The organism is Pseudomonas sp. Van50, from assembly GCF_055390755.1.
Window position 1 is genome coordinate 4,092,426 of record NZ_AP024343.1, and the last position, 13,362, is coordinate 4,105,787.

The window sequence follows — 13,362 nt, forward strand, 5'->3', positions numbered from 1 at the left end:
CCTGCACGAGGTAACCGCGAGACGCTGAGACGTGGCGTCTCACATCTGCCCGCACAACCCGTCGTGCTTGTCTGCACCCGGCGAACGGCGCTTAATGTGCGCACAACGACAAGAAGCTGAATCGGAGGCCCCTATGCTTTCCGCTCACTCCCGGGCGCACGTGGATTGCGTCAGCCGCGTGGTGAAAAACGCGGCGCAATTGCCTCAACTGCCGGTCCCGGACCTGATCCTCGACTCCTGGCGTCGCTCCCTGGAGCAACATCACCTGGACCCCGGTTCGCTGCAGGGCCCGCGCATCCTGTCCCAGGACGTGCTCAAGCAATGCCGCGAGCGCTCCGAGCTGTTCCTCAATATCGCCAGTGAAGAAGTGGCCCGCCTCCATGGCCGGGTACGTGATGCCGACTACTGCGTGCTCTTGACCGATGCCCAGGGCCAGACCATCGACTATCGGGTGGAAACCACGATCCGCAATGACTGCCGCAAGGCTGGGCTGTACCTGGGCACATGTTGGTCGGAGGGTGAAGAAGGCACCTGTGGCGTGGCGGCGGTGCTCATGGGCAAAGCCCCGGTGACGGTGCACAAGCGCGACCATTTCCGCGCGGCGTTCATTGGCCTGACCTGCTCCGCCGCACCGGTCTTCGACCCCCAGGGCGAATTGCTCGGGGTGCTGGACGTCTCGGCAGTGCGCTCGCCGGATGATCGACGCTCGCAGCACCTGATCCGGCAAATGGTCGTGCAGAGCGCCCGGGAGATCGAGCAGGCGTTTTTCATGAGCAGTGCCCAGGGCTACTGGGTGCTGCGGGCCCATCGCAACGCCGGCTACGTCGACAGCCAGCCAGACTTCCTGTTCGCCTGGGATGACGACGGTTGCCTGCAAGCCCTGAACCCGGCCGCCCGCCAATACCTGCTGCAGCATTACGGGCAGTTGCCGCAACACATCGGCCAGGTGTTCGACCAGCAACGGCTGCACCGGGCCCGGGACGAAAGCCTCTGCCTCCTCGATCACGCTTTGCATGGCCGCTTGAGTGCGCCCCGCCAGCGGGCCAATCCGCGTCCGCGGGTGGCGATGACCCCGGCCGAGATCGATCCGCGCCTGGCCGACAGCCTGCGCCTGGCGGTACGGGTCAAGGATCGCAACCTGCCGGTGCTGATCCAGGGCGAAACCGGTTCCGGCAAGGAAGTGTTCGCCCGGCAGTTGCACCAGGCCAGCCAACGCCGTGATCGCCCTTTCGTGGCGTTGAATTGCGCCGCCATTCCCGAAAGCCTGATCGAAAGCGAATTGTTCGGCTACGTCGCCGGCGCCTTCACCGGTGCCTCGGCCAAAGGCATGCAAGGCCTGCTGCAACAGGCCGATGGCGGCACCTTGTTCCTGGATGAGATCGGTGACATGCCGCTGGCCTTGCAGACCCGCCTGCTGCGGGTGCTGGCCGAGGGTGAAGTGGCGCCGCTGGGGGCATCCCGCCGCAAGGCCGTGGACATCCAGGTGATCTGCGCCACCCACCGCGACCTGGAGACCCTGGTGGCCGCTGGCGAGTTTCGTGAGGATTTGTATTTCCGCCTCGGTGGCGCGCGTTTCCAGCTACCACCGTTGCGCGAACGCAGCGACCGGCTGGCGCTGATCAATCGAATGCTTGCCGAGGAGTCGGCGCTCTGCGGGGGGACGGTGCAATTGAGCGGCGCGGCGCTGGAATGCCTGCTCGGTTATCACTGGCCGGGCAATATCCGCCAGTTGCGCCATGTGCTGCGCTATGCCTGCGCGGTGTGCGAAGCCAGTGTGGTTCAGCTCAGCCACCTGCCCGAGTCATTGCACCGCGCGGACGCCGCCGATCATGGACCGCAGCCGAGCGCCAGCCCGGAACGCCAGGCGCTGCTCGATGCCCTGGTGCGCCACCGCTGGAAACCCACCGCCGCCGCCCGGGCCCTGGGCATTTCCCGGGCGACCCTGTATCGGCGGGTGCACCAGCACGGTATCGAGATGCCAGGCAGGAGCCCGGCCTGAGGCCTATCGGCGTGCCAGCTCATGACGGACACATTGTTCGTAGTAGGTCTGCTTGACCGCAGCAGGCTTCAGGCGCGAAGCGCTGTTGTAAGTCTGCTCGGTAATGCCCAGGGCGGTCATGCGCATCCAGGGCCGGGGGAACTTGCGCACTTGCAGCTTCTTGCGCGCGCCGTACAGGCTGACGCCGGAAAGCTTCGACGCCTGCGCGCCCGCCGCAATGTCCGAACCCCAGCGGCACACCGACTGCTGGTTCTGCGTCAGCGCCTTGGCCTGGGCCCCAAGCGAGACGGCGGCCAGGAGAAACGTCGTTACGACCCACATAGAAATACGCATAGGTTTGTCGCCCAACTTTCTGAAAGGAAAGAAGTTTGACTGGATGCAAATGAGCAAGGGGCCAGCACCACTACATCGACTTGTGGCGAGGGAATCTGTGGGAGCAAGGCTTGCCCGCGATGAAGTTCGCGCGGTCTATCTGAAACCGAGTCGTCTGCTTCGCGGGCAAGCCTTGCTCCCACAGATTCCCCTCGCACAAGCAAGCTCGCTCTAGTCATCAACCCGCCTTCGCCTCCTGCAACAACTGCTGGATCACCTGCTCCTGCTCGCCGTAGCGCCCTTCGCCAAAGTGGCTGTAGCGCACCTGCCCCTTGGCATCGATGAAGTAATGGGCCGGCCAGTACTGATTGTTGAAGGCGCGCCAGATCGCATACTGATTGTCGATCGCCACCGGGTAGTGGATGTCCAGTTTGCGTACCTGCTCGCGTACGTTGTCGATGATCTTCTCGTAGCCATATTCCGGGGTGTGGACACCGATCACCACCAGCCCGTCCTTTTCATACTTCTTCGCCCAACCGTTCACATAGGGCAAGGTGTGCTGGCAGTTGATGCAGTCGTAGGTCCAGAAGTCCACCAGCACCACCTTGCCCCGCAGTGACTCGCTGCTCAGTGGCGGCGAGTTCAGCCATTGCACCGCGCCGTCCAGCGCAGGCATGGCGCCCTGGGATTCGAGGGCCGGCATAGAGCTTGCGCCAGCCTTGCTCACCACATAGTCAATGACCTTGGGCACGTTCTTCAGCAAGCCTTGTTCCAAGGTGGCCGAGGGTTGGGAGGAAGTCGCCGCCAACAACCGATCGTCCGCCCCGGTGCCAATCGCCACGGCGGCCAGCAACACCACCGCCCCCGTCCCCCGGCGCAACCAGGTGGTGATCGGCAGCGAGAGCTTCAGGCGCCCGACCAGACCACGCCCGGCCAGGATCAATGTACCCAAGGACAAGGCACTGCCCAGGCCGTAGGCGAGCAACAACAGGCTGGTTTGTGCGCTGGCGCCTTGCAGCATCGCGCCGGTCAGGATCACCCCGAGTATCGGCCCGGCACACGGTGCCCAGAGCAGCCCGGTGGCGACCCCGATCAGCACCGAGGCCACCGGCCCGGCCATCCGCCCGGCCCCGGCGTCCAGGCGATTGCCCAGGCTGACCAGCGGCCGCGCCAGCCAGATGCCGACCCGGCTGAAGATCAATGACAAGGCGAACACCACCATCACCACCAAGGCGACTTGCCGGCCGACGCTGCTGGCGCGCACCACCCATTCGCTACTGACCACCGCCAGGCTGGAGACCAGGGCGAACGTCAGCACCATGCCGCCGAGGGTCAGCAGCACCGAGCCACGGGAGCGATCGGCCCGGGCGAACAGAAACGGCACCACCGGAAGAATACAGGGGCTGAGGATCGTCAGGATCCCGCCGAGAAAAGCGATCAGAAGCATGGCAACACCTCAATCTAAAAGGCTGACATAGACCCTGTGGCGAGGGAGCTTGCTCCCGCTGGGCTGCGCAGCAGCCCCCGAAATCGACCTGACAACTGGGTACGTCAGGAAAATAAAGAGGCCGCTTCGCGCCCCAGCGGGAGCAAGCTCCCTCGCCACAAAGCAGGTCAGTTCTGGTTGCTGCAGTTATCGGAAAACTTGCGATAGTCCAGCGCTTGCTCGTGGCCTGCCGAATCCAGGTAGGTCATGTGGGCGTTGACCACGCCGCAGGTCGGCTCGGCATCTTCGGTAAGGGAAAGCACCTTCTGGATGTCCAGGTGGGTGCCGTAGGTGTAGCTGTGCGTTTGCACGTTGCTTTCAGCTCGGGCCGACAGGGTGCAGATGTTCAGCGCGGCGAAAAGGCAGGCGGCGTAGAGGGCTTTGGTGTTCATGGCGATTCCTCGATTCAATGGGGTTTATCTGCCGAGGCTGCGTTGTGTTGCCTCGATGGGTGCCATTGAATGCCGCGCAGGTATCGCGTCTGTATCGAGCCCAGTGGCTTTTTGCATCGCTGTGTATCCGTCGCGCGCCAGATACACTGCAATACAAACCGCCGCGAGCCGGGCCGGCCGGCGCCTGTAGACTGCTCACAACGAAACGCCGAGGAGCTGGACACCATGGATCATGTCGATCACGTGTTGATAGTGGATGACGATCGCGAGATCAGAGAGCTGGTTGGCAACTACCTGAAGAAGAATGGCCTGCGCACCACCGTCGTCGCCGACGGCCGGCAGATGCGCGCTTTCCTGGAAACCACACCGGTGGACCTGATCGTGCTGGACATCATGATGCCCGGCGACGACGGCCTGGTGCTGTGCCGGGAGCTGCGTGCCGGCAAGCACAAGGCCACGCCGGTGCTGATGCTCACCGCCCGCAACGACGAAACCGACCGCATCATCGGCCTGGAGATGGGCGCCGATGATTACCTGGTCAAGCCGTTCGCCGCCCGCGAACTGCTGGCGCGGATCAACGCCGTGCTGCGCCGCACCCGCATGCTGCCGCCCAACCTGGTGGTCACTGAAAGTGGTCGCCTGCTGGCGTTCGGGCGCTGGCGCCTGGACACCACCGCCCGCCACCTGCTGGACACCGACGGCACCATGGTTGCCTTGAGCGGCGCCGAATATCGTTTGTTGCGGGTATTCCTCGACCATCCGCAACGGGTGCTCAACCGCGACCAGTTGCTTAACCTCACCCAGGGCCGGGACGCCGACCTGTTCGATCGTTCCATTGATTTGCTGGTCAGTCGCCTGCGCCAGCGCCTGCTGGACGACGCCCGGGAACCGGCCTACATCAAGACCGTGCGCAGCGAAGGCTACGTGTTCTCGCTGCCGGTGGAGATCCTCGAGGCCTCGGTATGAGTCTGCCGCTGCGTTGGCCACGGACCCTGGCCTCGAGGTTGTCGCTGATCTTCCTGATCGGCCTGATCCTGGCCCAGGGCCTGTCCTTCGGTGTCCAATACTACGAGCGCTATCAGAGTGCCAAGTCGACCATGCTCGGCAACCTGGAAACCGATGTCTCGACCTCCGTCGCCATTCTCGACCGCCTGCCTGCCGCCGAACGCCCGGCCTGGCTGCCGAAACTCGCCCGGCGCAACTATGGCTACCTGCTCGACGAAGGCCAGCCCGGGCAACCGATGGATCTTGCCGATGCGCCGATCTCGGTCAGTTCGATCCAGGAAGCCATCGGCCAGGCCTATGGCCTGACCTTCAAGCAGATTCCCGGGCCGAAAATGCACTATCAGGCGCTCCTGCGCCTGGGGGACGGCAGCCCGCTGACCATCGACGTCCGCCCGGCGATGATGCCCCTCTCCCCCTGGCTGCCGATGGTGTTGCTGGGGCAGTTGGCGCTGTTGATCGGCTGCACCTGGCTGGCCGTGCGCATCGCCGTCGGCCCCCTGACCCGGCTGGCCCAGGCGGTGGAAACCCTCGACCCGAACGCCCACAGCGTCCGCTTGGACGAAAAGGGCCCGACCGAAGTGGTGCATGCGGCCAAGGCCTTCAATGCCATGCAGGACCGCATCGCCGCCTACCTCAAGGAGCGCATGCAGTTGCTGGCGGCGATTTCCCATGACTTGCAGACGCCCATCACACGCATGAAGCTGCGCGCCGAGTTCATGGACGAAGGGATCGAACGGGACAAATTGTGGAGCGACTTGAGCGAAATGGAACACTTGGTGCGTGAAGGCGTGGCCTATGCCCGCAGCATCCACGGTGCCACCGAGGCCAGTTGTCGGATCAGCCTGGATGCGTTTCTCGACAGCCTGGTGTTCGACTACCAGGACACAGGCAAGGACGTGCAACTGTGCGGGAAAAACGCCGCCGTCATCGACACCCGCCCCCATGCCCTGCGGCGGGTGCTGGTCAATCTGGTGGACAACGCCTTGAAATTCGGCGGCGCGGCGCAGATCCAGGTGCAACCGGCCGCCAACGGGCAACTGGTGATCCAGGTGCTGGACCGTGGCCCCGGATCAGCGAGCTGGAACTGGCCGAGGTGCTCAAACCGTTCTATCGGGTGGAAAGCTCGCGCAACCGGGAAACCGGTGGCACTGGCCTGGGCCTGGCCATCGCCCAGCAACTGGCGATCGCCATGGGCGGCTCACTGACCCTGAGCAACCGCGACGGCGGCGGCCTATGCGCCGAGCTGCGCCTGGCCTTCGCAAGCTGACACAACCACCCTCTGTGGGAGCGAGCTTGCTCGCGATAGCGGTGTATCAGCCGGCATCCGTTCAACTGACCTGACGCCATCGCGAGCAAGCTCGCTCCCACACTGTTCCGAGGCGCGACACAGCTTGATGCCTTACCAATCCCCCTGTGGGAGCGAGCTTGCTCGCGATAGCGGTGTATCTGCCGGCACCTGTTCAACTGACCTGACGCCATCGCGAGCAGGCTCGCTCCCACACTGTTCCGAGGCGCGACACAGCTTGATGCCTTACCAATCCCCCTGTGGGAGCGAGCTTGCTCGCGATAGCGGTGTATCTGCCGGCATCCGTTCAACTGACCTGACGCCATCGCGAGCAAGCTCGCTCCCACACTGTTCCGAGGCGCTACACAGCTTGATGCCTTACCAATCCCCCTGTGGGGTATTGGATTTGGATGGGGGTTTGTATGTCAGTGTGTCTGCGGATGATGGGCATACACAAACTTGCACGATACGGCGTTGTGGACACACCCCGCTTACACCGGCTTGAAAGACTCCTCATGCCCCGGCGGCCATCACCACCGGGCCTCGACTTCCAAGGAGCCTTTACATGCCTACCGCAACTGCATCTCCCCTTCGTTTCCAGGGCTGGTCGCTGTTCAGCCTGCTCGCCGCCCTGGTGCTGTTGATGACCGGGTTGATCCTGGTGCTCAACCCGGACCTCACCGAAGGCGTGCGCAGCGCCATTCGCGCCACGGCTCGTTCGTCCTTCCTCCTCTTCTTGCTGGCCTTCACCGCCTCGGCATTCGCGGTGCTGGTGCCCTCGCCCCTGAGCCGGTCGCTGGTGCGTGAACGACGCTTCATCGGGCTGGCGTTTGCCTTCTCCCATCTGGTCCACGCAGTGCTGATCTACAGCTACGGCCAGCTCAACACCGAGTTCTGGCCCGGCCGCACCACCCTCGGCAACGTGCCTGGCACCGTGGGCTACGTATTCATCCTGCTGCTGGCCCTGACCTCGTTCAAAAGCACCACGCGCCTGATCGGCTTCAAGGCCTGGAAGCGCCTGCATGTCACCGGTATGTGGGTGCTGGCGGCGATCTTTGCCTACTCCAATTTCAAGCGCATTCCCATGAGCGACTGGTACGTGCTGCCGTTCGGCCTGATCTGCGCCGCCACCGCCATCCGCCTGGTGGGCAAACTGGCCCAAGCCACTCAGCGCCGCCAACGGCCGCAACACGCTTGAGCCCAGGGAGGCCGATCATGTATTCAAACGTGCTGAAAACACTGCATCTTCATCTCGATCAGGCAGGCGCCTGGCTCGCGCCGCTGGGCCTGCGCCTGTTCCTGGCCTGGGAGTTTTTCGAATCCGGCCTGGAAAAATGGAATGGCGAGAACTGGTTCGCCGAGATCCAGTCGGCCTTCCCGTTCCCCTTCGACCATGTACCGGCCCAGTGGAACTGGGAACTGGCGATGTGGGCCGAACTGATCGGCGCCATCGCCCTGTTGATCGGCTTGGGCACGCGCCTGTCGGCGCTGGTGCTGATCGTCGTCACCGTGGTGGCGACCGCGGCCGTACACTGGCCGGCGGACTGGTCGAGCTTGAGCGAACTGGCCCAGGGTTATGCGATTACCAACAAGGGACATGGCAACTTCAAGCTGCCGTTGATCTACCTGGTGGCGTTGCTGCCGTTGGTGCTGCAAGGGGCTGGGAAGCTGAGCGTGGATGCACTGCTGAAGAGCGGCCTGCCTCACCCAGGTAAAGCCTGACAAAAACCCCTTGTGGGAGCGAGCTTGCTCGCGATAGCAGTGGGTCAGTCGACCTCACAGTGACTGACATACCGCCATCGCGAGCAAGCTCGCTCCCACAGGGGTTGGGTTTAATTGACGGGATGTGGCTGCACGCCAACAACCCCTTGCTCCTGCATCCGCCGCAACAGCGCCACGGCGCTGTCCATGAACTCGAACGAAGCCACCCCCGCCTCCTGCGCCAACGCCAGCAACTGCCCTCGCCCCGCCAACCCGGGATATTCCTCGATGCGCTGCAAAAGGCGCCAGGCCAACGGGCTGAGTTCGGCAAAGCGCACCTCAAACCCAGGCGTGCGCCGCACCAGCAACAGCGTCGGCTGGGCCGGTGGCGTCGAGGGCTGGTAGCCCGGGGCCAGGCGATGCACCGGCCACTGGTACGCCAGCGGCCAGGCCAGGGGCGAGACACGCAGCGGCAGATCGAGCAAGGCGGCCTCATCATGACTCGGCAACGGCTCGGCCTCGGATTGCAGCAGCGCCATCTCGACCCACTCATAGTGCGCCAGCTCCGCCACGAACGGCGGCCAGTCCGGCGATGGATGGGCCGCGAGGTAGGTCACAAACTCCTCGGCGATTTTACCGAACATGGGCGTGACGCAGCGGTGTTCACGCAGGAACCGGCGCACGCAGGCACGCCAGGGGGCCTGCCCCAGCACGCTCACCAGCACGGGGAAGGTGCCGCTGAGCAGCGAACGCATGTTCTCGAAGATCAGGTCGCGGTACACCTGCGCCCGCGCCGCATCCATGCCGGCCGGAACCGGGCAGTGTTCCGGGTCGCGCAGGTAACGGGTCAGCGCCTGTTGCTGCTGGTGCAGCGTCTGCCGGGCCTCAGCCATGGCTCACCGCCTGCCGGGGGACGGCCGGGTATTGCAACTGGCGAATCGTCTGCAATTCGGCCACCAGCGCGGCATAGGGCGGGAAGTTGAAGTCCCGTTCGAGCAAGGTCGGCCGCACGCCGAAACGCCCGTAGGCCTGGGCCAGCAACGCCCAGACCTGCGGTTTGACCGGTGCGCCATGGCTGTCGATTTTCAACGTGTCGGACTCATCGTAATGCCCGGCCACATGCATCGCGACCACCCGCTCCGGCTCGAGGCCCGCCAGGAATGCCTGGGGATCGAAACCGTGATTGATCGAGTTGACGTAGACGTTGTTGACGTCCAGCAACAGGTCGCAATCGGCTTCGCGCAACACCGCCCGGGTGAATTCCAGCTCACTCATGTCTTGTCGGGGGGCGGCGTAATAGGAGACGTTTTCCACCGCCAGGCGCCGCCCCAGCACATCCTGGGCCTGACGGATCCGCGCCGCCACGTGATGCACCGCTTCTTCGGTAAAGGGCAGCGGCAACAGGTCATACAGATGCCCGTCATCGCCGCAGTAGCTCAAGTGCTCGCTGTAAAGCGGCACGTTGAAACGCTCGAGAAAAGCACGCACCTGGCCGAGAAATGCCAGGTCCAGCGGCGCCGGCCCACCGAGGGACAACGACAGGCCATGGCACGTCAACGGATAACGTTCGGCCAGCGAATGCAAGACGGCCCCATGGGGGCCGCCGATTCCGATCCAGTTTTCCGGGGCCACTTCGAGAAAATCGAAATCCCCGGCCGGTGCCTGGCGCAGCTCATCGAGCAAGGCCCGACGCAGGCCGAGGCCTGCCGAGGGTTGAGGTAAATTCAACATGACACATCTCTCCTGGGGGAAACGAGATGTGGAGAGCCTCATGGAACGAACACCCACCCCACGATGGAAACCCAACACCCGTGGCGAGGGAGCGGGCATCAACCCATCAGGCTCGCCACCCGGGGCGAATCAGGACTCGATAGCCGCCCCGCACTTGCCTTCGCCACATTTGCCTTCCGCGGTCTTCGCCTGGGCCGACAGGTATTGCTTCGCTTCCGGCAACGAGATGCCGCCGTCGTGGTTGGCGTCGATCTTGTCGAACTCCGCCGCGCGCTCCGGTGCCGCGGCGATGAACTCGTCCCGCGACACCTGGCCATCGTGGTTTTTATCGGTCTTGGCGAACTTGTCTTCGCCGCACTTGCCTTCGGCGGGTTTCTTCACGGTATCGGCTGCCGCCAGGGTGTAGCCCTGGGCCAGGTCGTTCATGGTCAAGGCCGAAGCCGCCGTGGAGAGACCCAGGCCGCCGACCAGGGCCAGGCCGAGTGCAAGGGACGAATTGCGGGAGAAGTTGAGCATGGGGTATTCCTCTGACGATTGACGATTAAGGCGCCAGTCACCCGCACCGAGGCTCGGTGTCGGCTGGCTGGCGTAGTTAATCGCCGGTGTGTATCCGGCCTGTGTCGCCGGCCTGGGCCTTCGTCAAGCAGGTGTATCCGGGCCTGTGCGGTACACACTGCGATACATGCCCGCCCCAACGGGATGTCGCCCTCGAGTGGGCATCACGCTTCAAGGTCCGCACATGACGAAGACAACGCAGCCCGTCGGCCCATTCGTTAACACGACTAAGTAAATCAGCCCATCCGCCGATACAAAACAGGTGCGGGTGAAATCGCTTTTTGGCTGATGACTTATCTTTATGATTGAAAATGCTGGCAACGACTCGACTGTCCTTTCCCCGGGCTCGCCAACCCGTAGCTTCACCCGTCGCACTTTTCCGGCCATCATGCTCCTGCTGTTTGTCATGTCCGCATTGGCGATCGCCGTGTTGCTCAACATCACCGGTACCCAGGACCGACGCGCCCGTGAGCAGAGCCTGTTTTTCGCCCAACGGGCCATCGAGGGGATCCGCACCGGCATCGGCCGGGACCTGAGCGACTATTCCAAATGGAGCGACGCCTACCGGCACCTGCACGTCAAGGTCGACAAGGAATGGGCCTATGACCAGGAAAACGTCGGCAGCAGCGTGTATTCGCTCTACGGTTACCAGGCGGTGTTTGTCATTTCCCCGACCGGCAAGACCGTCTATTCGGTGATCGATGGCCAAATGAGCGACGTCGATGCCGATACCTGGCTGACCGGCGATCTGCGCGCCCTGTGGAACAAAGCCAGCACCGAGGAAAATCACGACGAAGTGGTCGTCGAGATGCTGCATCACGAAGATGCCCCTGCATTCGTCGCCGTGTCCGCCATCACCACCGGCACGGACAACAGCGTGGCGCAAATTCCCGGCCCGCCCAGCCTGATGCTCTTCGTCAAGGTCCTGGACCCCGGAGCCCTGAAAAACCTGGCGCGGGACTTCGCCCTGCCCGATGCCCATATCGCCAGGACACCAGGCCCAGCCGATACCGCCCAACTGCTGCTCGACAACCTGACCCTGGAGGCCCTGGCCTGGCGACCCCAAACCCCGGGGCAGGATCTGCGCAAGGGGCTGCTGCCTTTGCTGGCCCTGGCGCTACTGGCGCTGGGAATCCTGGCGCTGGCCGTCCTGCGCCATGCCTTGGTGATGCTTCGCGCCCAGGAAAGCCAATACGCCAGCCTGCTGGCCCACCGCAAGGCACTGGAACGCAGTGAAGAACGTTTCCGCGACATTGCCGAAGTCTCATCCGACTGGTTGTGGGAGGTCGATTCGACCGGGACGCTGACCTACCTGTCGGAGCGCTTCGAACAAGTGACCGGGTTCAGCCCCACCGAATGGCTGGGCAAGCCCCTGCAACGGCTGCTTCATCCCCATGGCGGCTCGATCTCGATTGCCCAATGGCTGCTCGGCGGCGCCAACAGCCTCTCTTCGGCGCCGCTGCTGTGCGAGTACACCGCACGCAACCAGCGCATCCGCACCTGCAAACTGTCGGTACGGGCCATCGAGGCCGGCACCCTGGGTTTTCGCGGCACCGCCACCGACATCACCGACGAGCTGCGGGCGCTGGCCCAGATCAAGCACCTTTCCTTGCATGATCCGCTGACCGGGCTGGCCAACCGCAACCGCTTGTTCGATTGCCTGCGCGAACACCTGGACCGACCTGATCGCCCGCCTCTGGCGCTGCTGAACCTGGACATGGACCGGTTCAAGCCGGTCAACGACTCCCTGGGCCATGCCGTGGGCGATAAAGTGCTCAGGGAAGTGGCGCATATCCTCCAGCAAAACGTCCGTGACACCGATCTGGTGGCGCGCCTGGGCGGTGATGAATTTGTCATTGTCATGCCCGACCCCGGCGACGCCGACGATCTCGATCAACTGTGTGAACGGCTGATCGATTGCATGCAACGGCCCATGCACCTGGACGGCAATACGCTGTACCTGGGAGTGAGCATCGGCGTTGCCTGGGCGCAGCCCGGTGACGAACGCGCCGATGAACTGTTGCGCCACGCCGATATCGCCTTGTATGCGGCCAAGGCAGGAGGCCGCAACACCTGGCGCGTGTATGTGGAAGCCATGGGCAACCTGGCCCGCGACCGACGGCGATACGAGCAGCAACTGCGCGACGCCATGCAGCGGGACCAACTGGAACTGCGCTACTTGCCTCGCTTCGATGTGAGCGCCGAGCAACTGCACGGTTTCGAAGCCCAGACCTTTTGGCACCATCCCGAGAAAGGTGAACTGGGTGGGGCCGACTTCATACCGGTGGCCGAAACCTCGGGCCAACTGGAAGAGCTGGGTACCTGGATGTTGATCAATGTCTGTGAGGAGGCCGCGACCTGGCCGAGCGCCGTCAATGTCTCCATCGCGGTTTCACCCCGGTGGTTCAACAGCAGCTTCCTGCTCGACCAGGTGCAAGAGGCCCTCCAAGCGAGTGGCCTGGCGCCTCACCGGCTGACCCTGGAAGTGGCCGAAGGGGTCCTGCTGGCCGACCACAAGACCGTCGCCAGCACCCTCCATGCGCTCAAGGACCTCGGCGTGCGGATCAACATCGACAAATTCGGCACCAGCATCGCCTCCCTGCGTGAGGTGCTGGACCAGCCGTTCGATGGCATCCGCTTCGATCGCAACATCCTGTCGCAGCTGGGCCTGGAGGACGACAAGGAAGGCGTCCTGGCGATGATCCGGTTGAGCCGCAGCGTAGGGCTTATGGTCACCGCCGAGGGCATCGAAAACGCCCGGCAATTCAGCCAACTGCGCAACGTGGCCTGCGACCATGTCCAGGGCCCGTACTTCGGCGCGGCACTGGCCCGCTCGGAAATGGCCTCGTTCTTCACCACGCCGCGGTGGCTGTAACCCACGTCCCACCTCTATCGC

The 13,362-nt window shown here is 63.8% G+C and carries 11 protein-coding genes and 1 pseudogene; 6 read left to right on the forward strand and 6 right to left on the reverse strand.

Going from position 1 to position 13,362, the window contains the following annotated elements:
- The first annotated feature begins 133 nt into the window (after positions 1-133).
- Positions 134-1,999 carry a sigma-54-dependent Fis family transcriptional regulator gene (locus tag ACZ5M5_RS17335; protein WP_060742036.1) on the forward strand — a complete coding sequence of 622 codons (1,866 nt, stop codon included), beginning with the start codon at positions 134-136 and terminating at the stop codon, positions 1,997-1,999.
- 3 nt (positions 2,000-2,002) lie between these two features.
- Here ACZ5M5_RS17335 and ACZ5M5_RS17340 read toward each other — a convergent pair whose 3' ends face one another.
- From ACZ5M5_RS17340 to ACZ5M5_RS17350, 3 genes are all read right to left on the reverse strand, one after another.
- Positions 2,003-2,332, reverse strand: coding sequence for a hypothetical protein (locus ACZ5M5_RS17340; protein WP_060743197.1), 330 nt, complete (start codon positions 2,330-2,332; stop codon positions 2,003-2,005).
- A 217-nt stretch (positions 2,333-2,549) separates the two neighbouring features.
- The gene (locus ACZ5M5_RS17345; RefSeq protein ID WP_464737683.1) at positions 2,550-3,758 is read right to left on the reverse strand and encodes a cytochrome c biogenesis protein DipZ; all 1,209 of its coding nucleotides are present in this window, start codon (positions 3,756-3,758) and stop codon (positions 2,550-2,552) included.
- Positions 3,759-3,925: 167 nt separating this feature from the next.
- Complete coding sequence (locus ACZ5M5_RS17350; protein WP_060742034.1) at positions 3,926-4,189, reverse strand: DUF2790 domain-containing protein; 264 nt, start codon at positions 4,187-4,189, stop codon at positions 3,926-3,928.
- A 225-nt stretch (positions 4,190-4,414) separates the two neighbouring features.
- On the opposite strand from ACZ5M5_RS17350, the gene ACZ5M5_RS17355 reads away from it, so the two are divergent.
- The 4 genes and pseudogenes from ACZ5M5_RS17355 (at position 4,415) to ACZ5M5_RS17370 (ending at position 8,201) form a co-directional block, all read left to right on the forward strand.
- The gene (locus tag ACZ5M5_RS17355; protein ID WP_003202589.1) at positions 4,415-5,155 is read left to right on the forward strand and encodes a response regulator; all 741 of its coding nucleotides are present in this window, start codon (positions 4,415-4,417) and stop codon (positions 5,153-5,155) included.
- Positions 5,152-6,461 (forward strand): annotated as a pseudogene (locus ACZ5M5_RS17360) (ATP-binding protein). The gene ACZ5M5_RS17355 and the pseudogene ACZ5M5_RS17360 overlap by 4 nt, the downstream one beginning before the upstream one ends.
- Before the next feature lie 583 nt (positions 6,462-7,044).
- On the forward strand, positions 7,045-7,677 hold the full coding sequence (locus tag ACZ5M5_RS17365; protein WP_060742032.1) for a ferric reductase-like transmembrane domain-containing protein: 633 nt from the start codon (positions 7,045-7,047) through the stop codon (positions 7,675-7,677).
- 17 nt (positions 7,678-7,694) lie between these two features.
- The gene (locus ACZ5M5_RS17370; RefSeq protein WP_060742031.1) at positions 7,695-8,201 is read left to right on the forward strand and encodes an HvfX family Cu-binding RiPP maturation protein; all 507 of its coding nucleotides are present in this window, start codon (positions 7,695-7,697) and stop codon (positions 8,199-8,201) included.
- A 110-nt stretch (positions 8,202-8,311) separates the two neighbouring features.
- Here ACZ5M5_RS17370 and ACZ5M5_RS17375 read toward each other — a convergent pair whose 3' ends face one another.
- The 3 genes from ACZ5M5_RS17375 to ACZ5M5_RS17385 form a co-directional block, all read right to left on the reverse strand.
- On the reverse strand, positions 8,312-9,073 hold the full coding sequence (locus tag ACZ5M5_RS17375) for an HvfC family RiPP maturation protein (protein WP_464737684.1): 762 nt from the start codon (positions 9,071-9,073) through the stop codon (positions 8,312-8,314).
- Positions 9,066-9,911 carry an HvfB family MNIO-type RiPP peptide maturase gene (locus tag ACZ5M5_RS17380; protein ID WP_464737685.1) on the reverse strand — a complete coding sequence of 282 codons (846 nt, stop codon included), beginning with the start codon at positions 9,909-9,911 and terminating at the stop codon, positions 9,066-9,068. Before ACZ5M5_RS17380 ends, ACZ5M5_RS17375 begins: the two co-directional genes overlap by 8 nt.
- A gap of 129 nt (positions 9,912-10,040) precedes the next feature.
- Positions 10,041-10,427, reverse strand: a complete 387-nt coding sequence (locus ACZ5M5_RS17385; protein ID WP_053119671.1) for an HvfA family oxazolone/thioamide-modified RiPP metallophore — start codon at positions 10,425-10,427, stop codon at positions 10,041-10,043.
- A gap of 340 nt (positions 10,428-10,767) precedes the next feature.
- On the opposite strand from ACZ5M5_RS17385, the gene ACZ5M5_RS17390 reads away from it, so the two are divergent.
- Positions 10,768-13,341, forward strand: a complete 2,574-nt coding sequence (locus ACZ5M5_RS17390; protein WP_103310716.1) for a bifunctional diguanylate cyclase/phosphodiesterase — start codon at positions 10,768-10,770, stop codon at positions 13,339-13,341.
- The last annotated feature ends 21 nt before the right edge of the window (positions 13,342-13,362 follow it).

Excerpts from the sequence above, each read along its gene's own strand:
- ACZ5M5_RS17380 (WP_464737685.1), bottom strand. The coding sequence starts at position 9,911 with ATGTTGAATTTACCTCAACCCTCGGCAGGCCTCGGCCTGCGTCGGGCC.
- ACZ5M5_RS17365 (WP_060742032.1), top strand. The coding sequence starts at position 7,045 with ATGCCTACCGCAACTGCATCTCCCCTTCGTTTCCAGGGCTGGTCGCTG.
- ACZ5M5_RS17345 (WP_464737683.1), bottom strand. The coding sequence starts at position 3,758 with ATGCTTCTGATCGCTTTTCTCGGCGGGATCCTGACGATCCTCAGCCCC.
- ACZ5M5_RS17355 (WP_003202589.1), top strand. The coding sequence starts at position 4,415 with ATGGATCATGTCGATCACGTGTTGATAGTGGATGACGATCGCGAGATC.
- ACZ5M5_RS17385 (WP_053119671.1), bottom strand. The coding sequence starts at position 10,427 with ATGCTCAACTTCTCCCGCAATTCGTCCCTTGCACTCGGCCTGGCCCTG.
- ACZ5M5_RS17375 (WP_464737684.1), bottom strand. The coding sequence starts at position 9,073 with ATGGCTGAGGCCCGGCAGACGCTGCACCAGCAGCAACAGGCGCTGACC.
- ACZ5M5_RS17340 (WP_060743197.1), bottom strand. The coding sequence starts at position 2,332 with ATGCGTATTTCTATGTGGGTCGTAACGACGTTTCTCCTGGCCGCCGTC.
- ACZ5M5_RS17350 (WP_060742034.1), bottom strand. The coding sequence starts at position 4,189 with ATGAACACCAAAGCCCTCTACGCCGCCTGCCTTTTCGCCGCGCTGAAC.
- ACZ5M5_RS17370 (WP_060742031.1), top strand. The coding sequence starts at position 7,695 with ATGTATTCAAACGTGCTGAAAACACTGCATCTTCATCTCGATCAGGCA.
- ACZ5M5_RS17390 (WP_103310716.1), top strand. The coding sequence starts at position 10,768 with ATGATTGAAAATGCTGGCAACGACTCGACTGTCCTTTCCCCGGGCTCG.
- ACZ5M5_RS17335 (WP_060742036.1), top strand. The coding sequence starts at position 134 with ATGCTTTCCGCTCACTCCCGGGCGCACGTGGATTGCGTCAGCCGCGTG.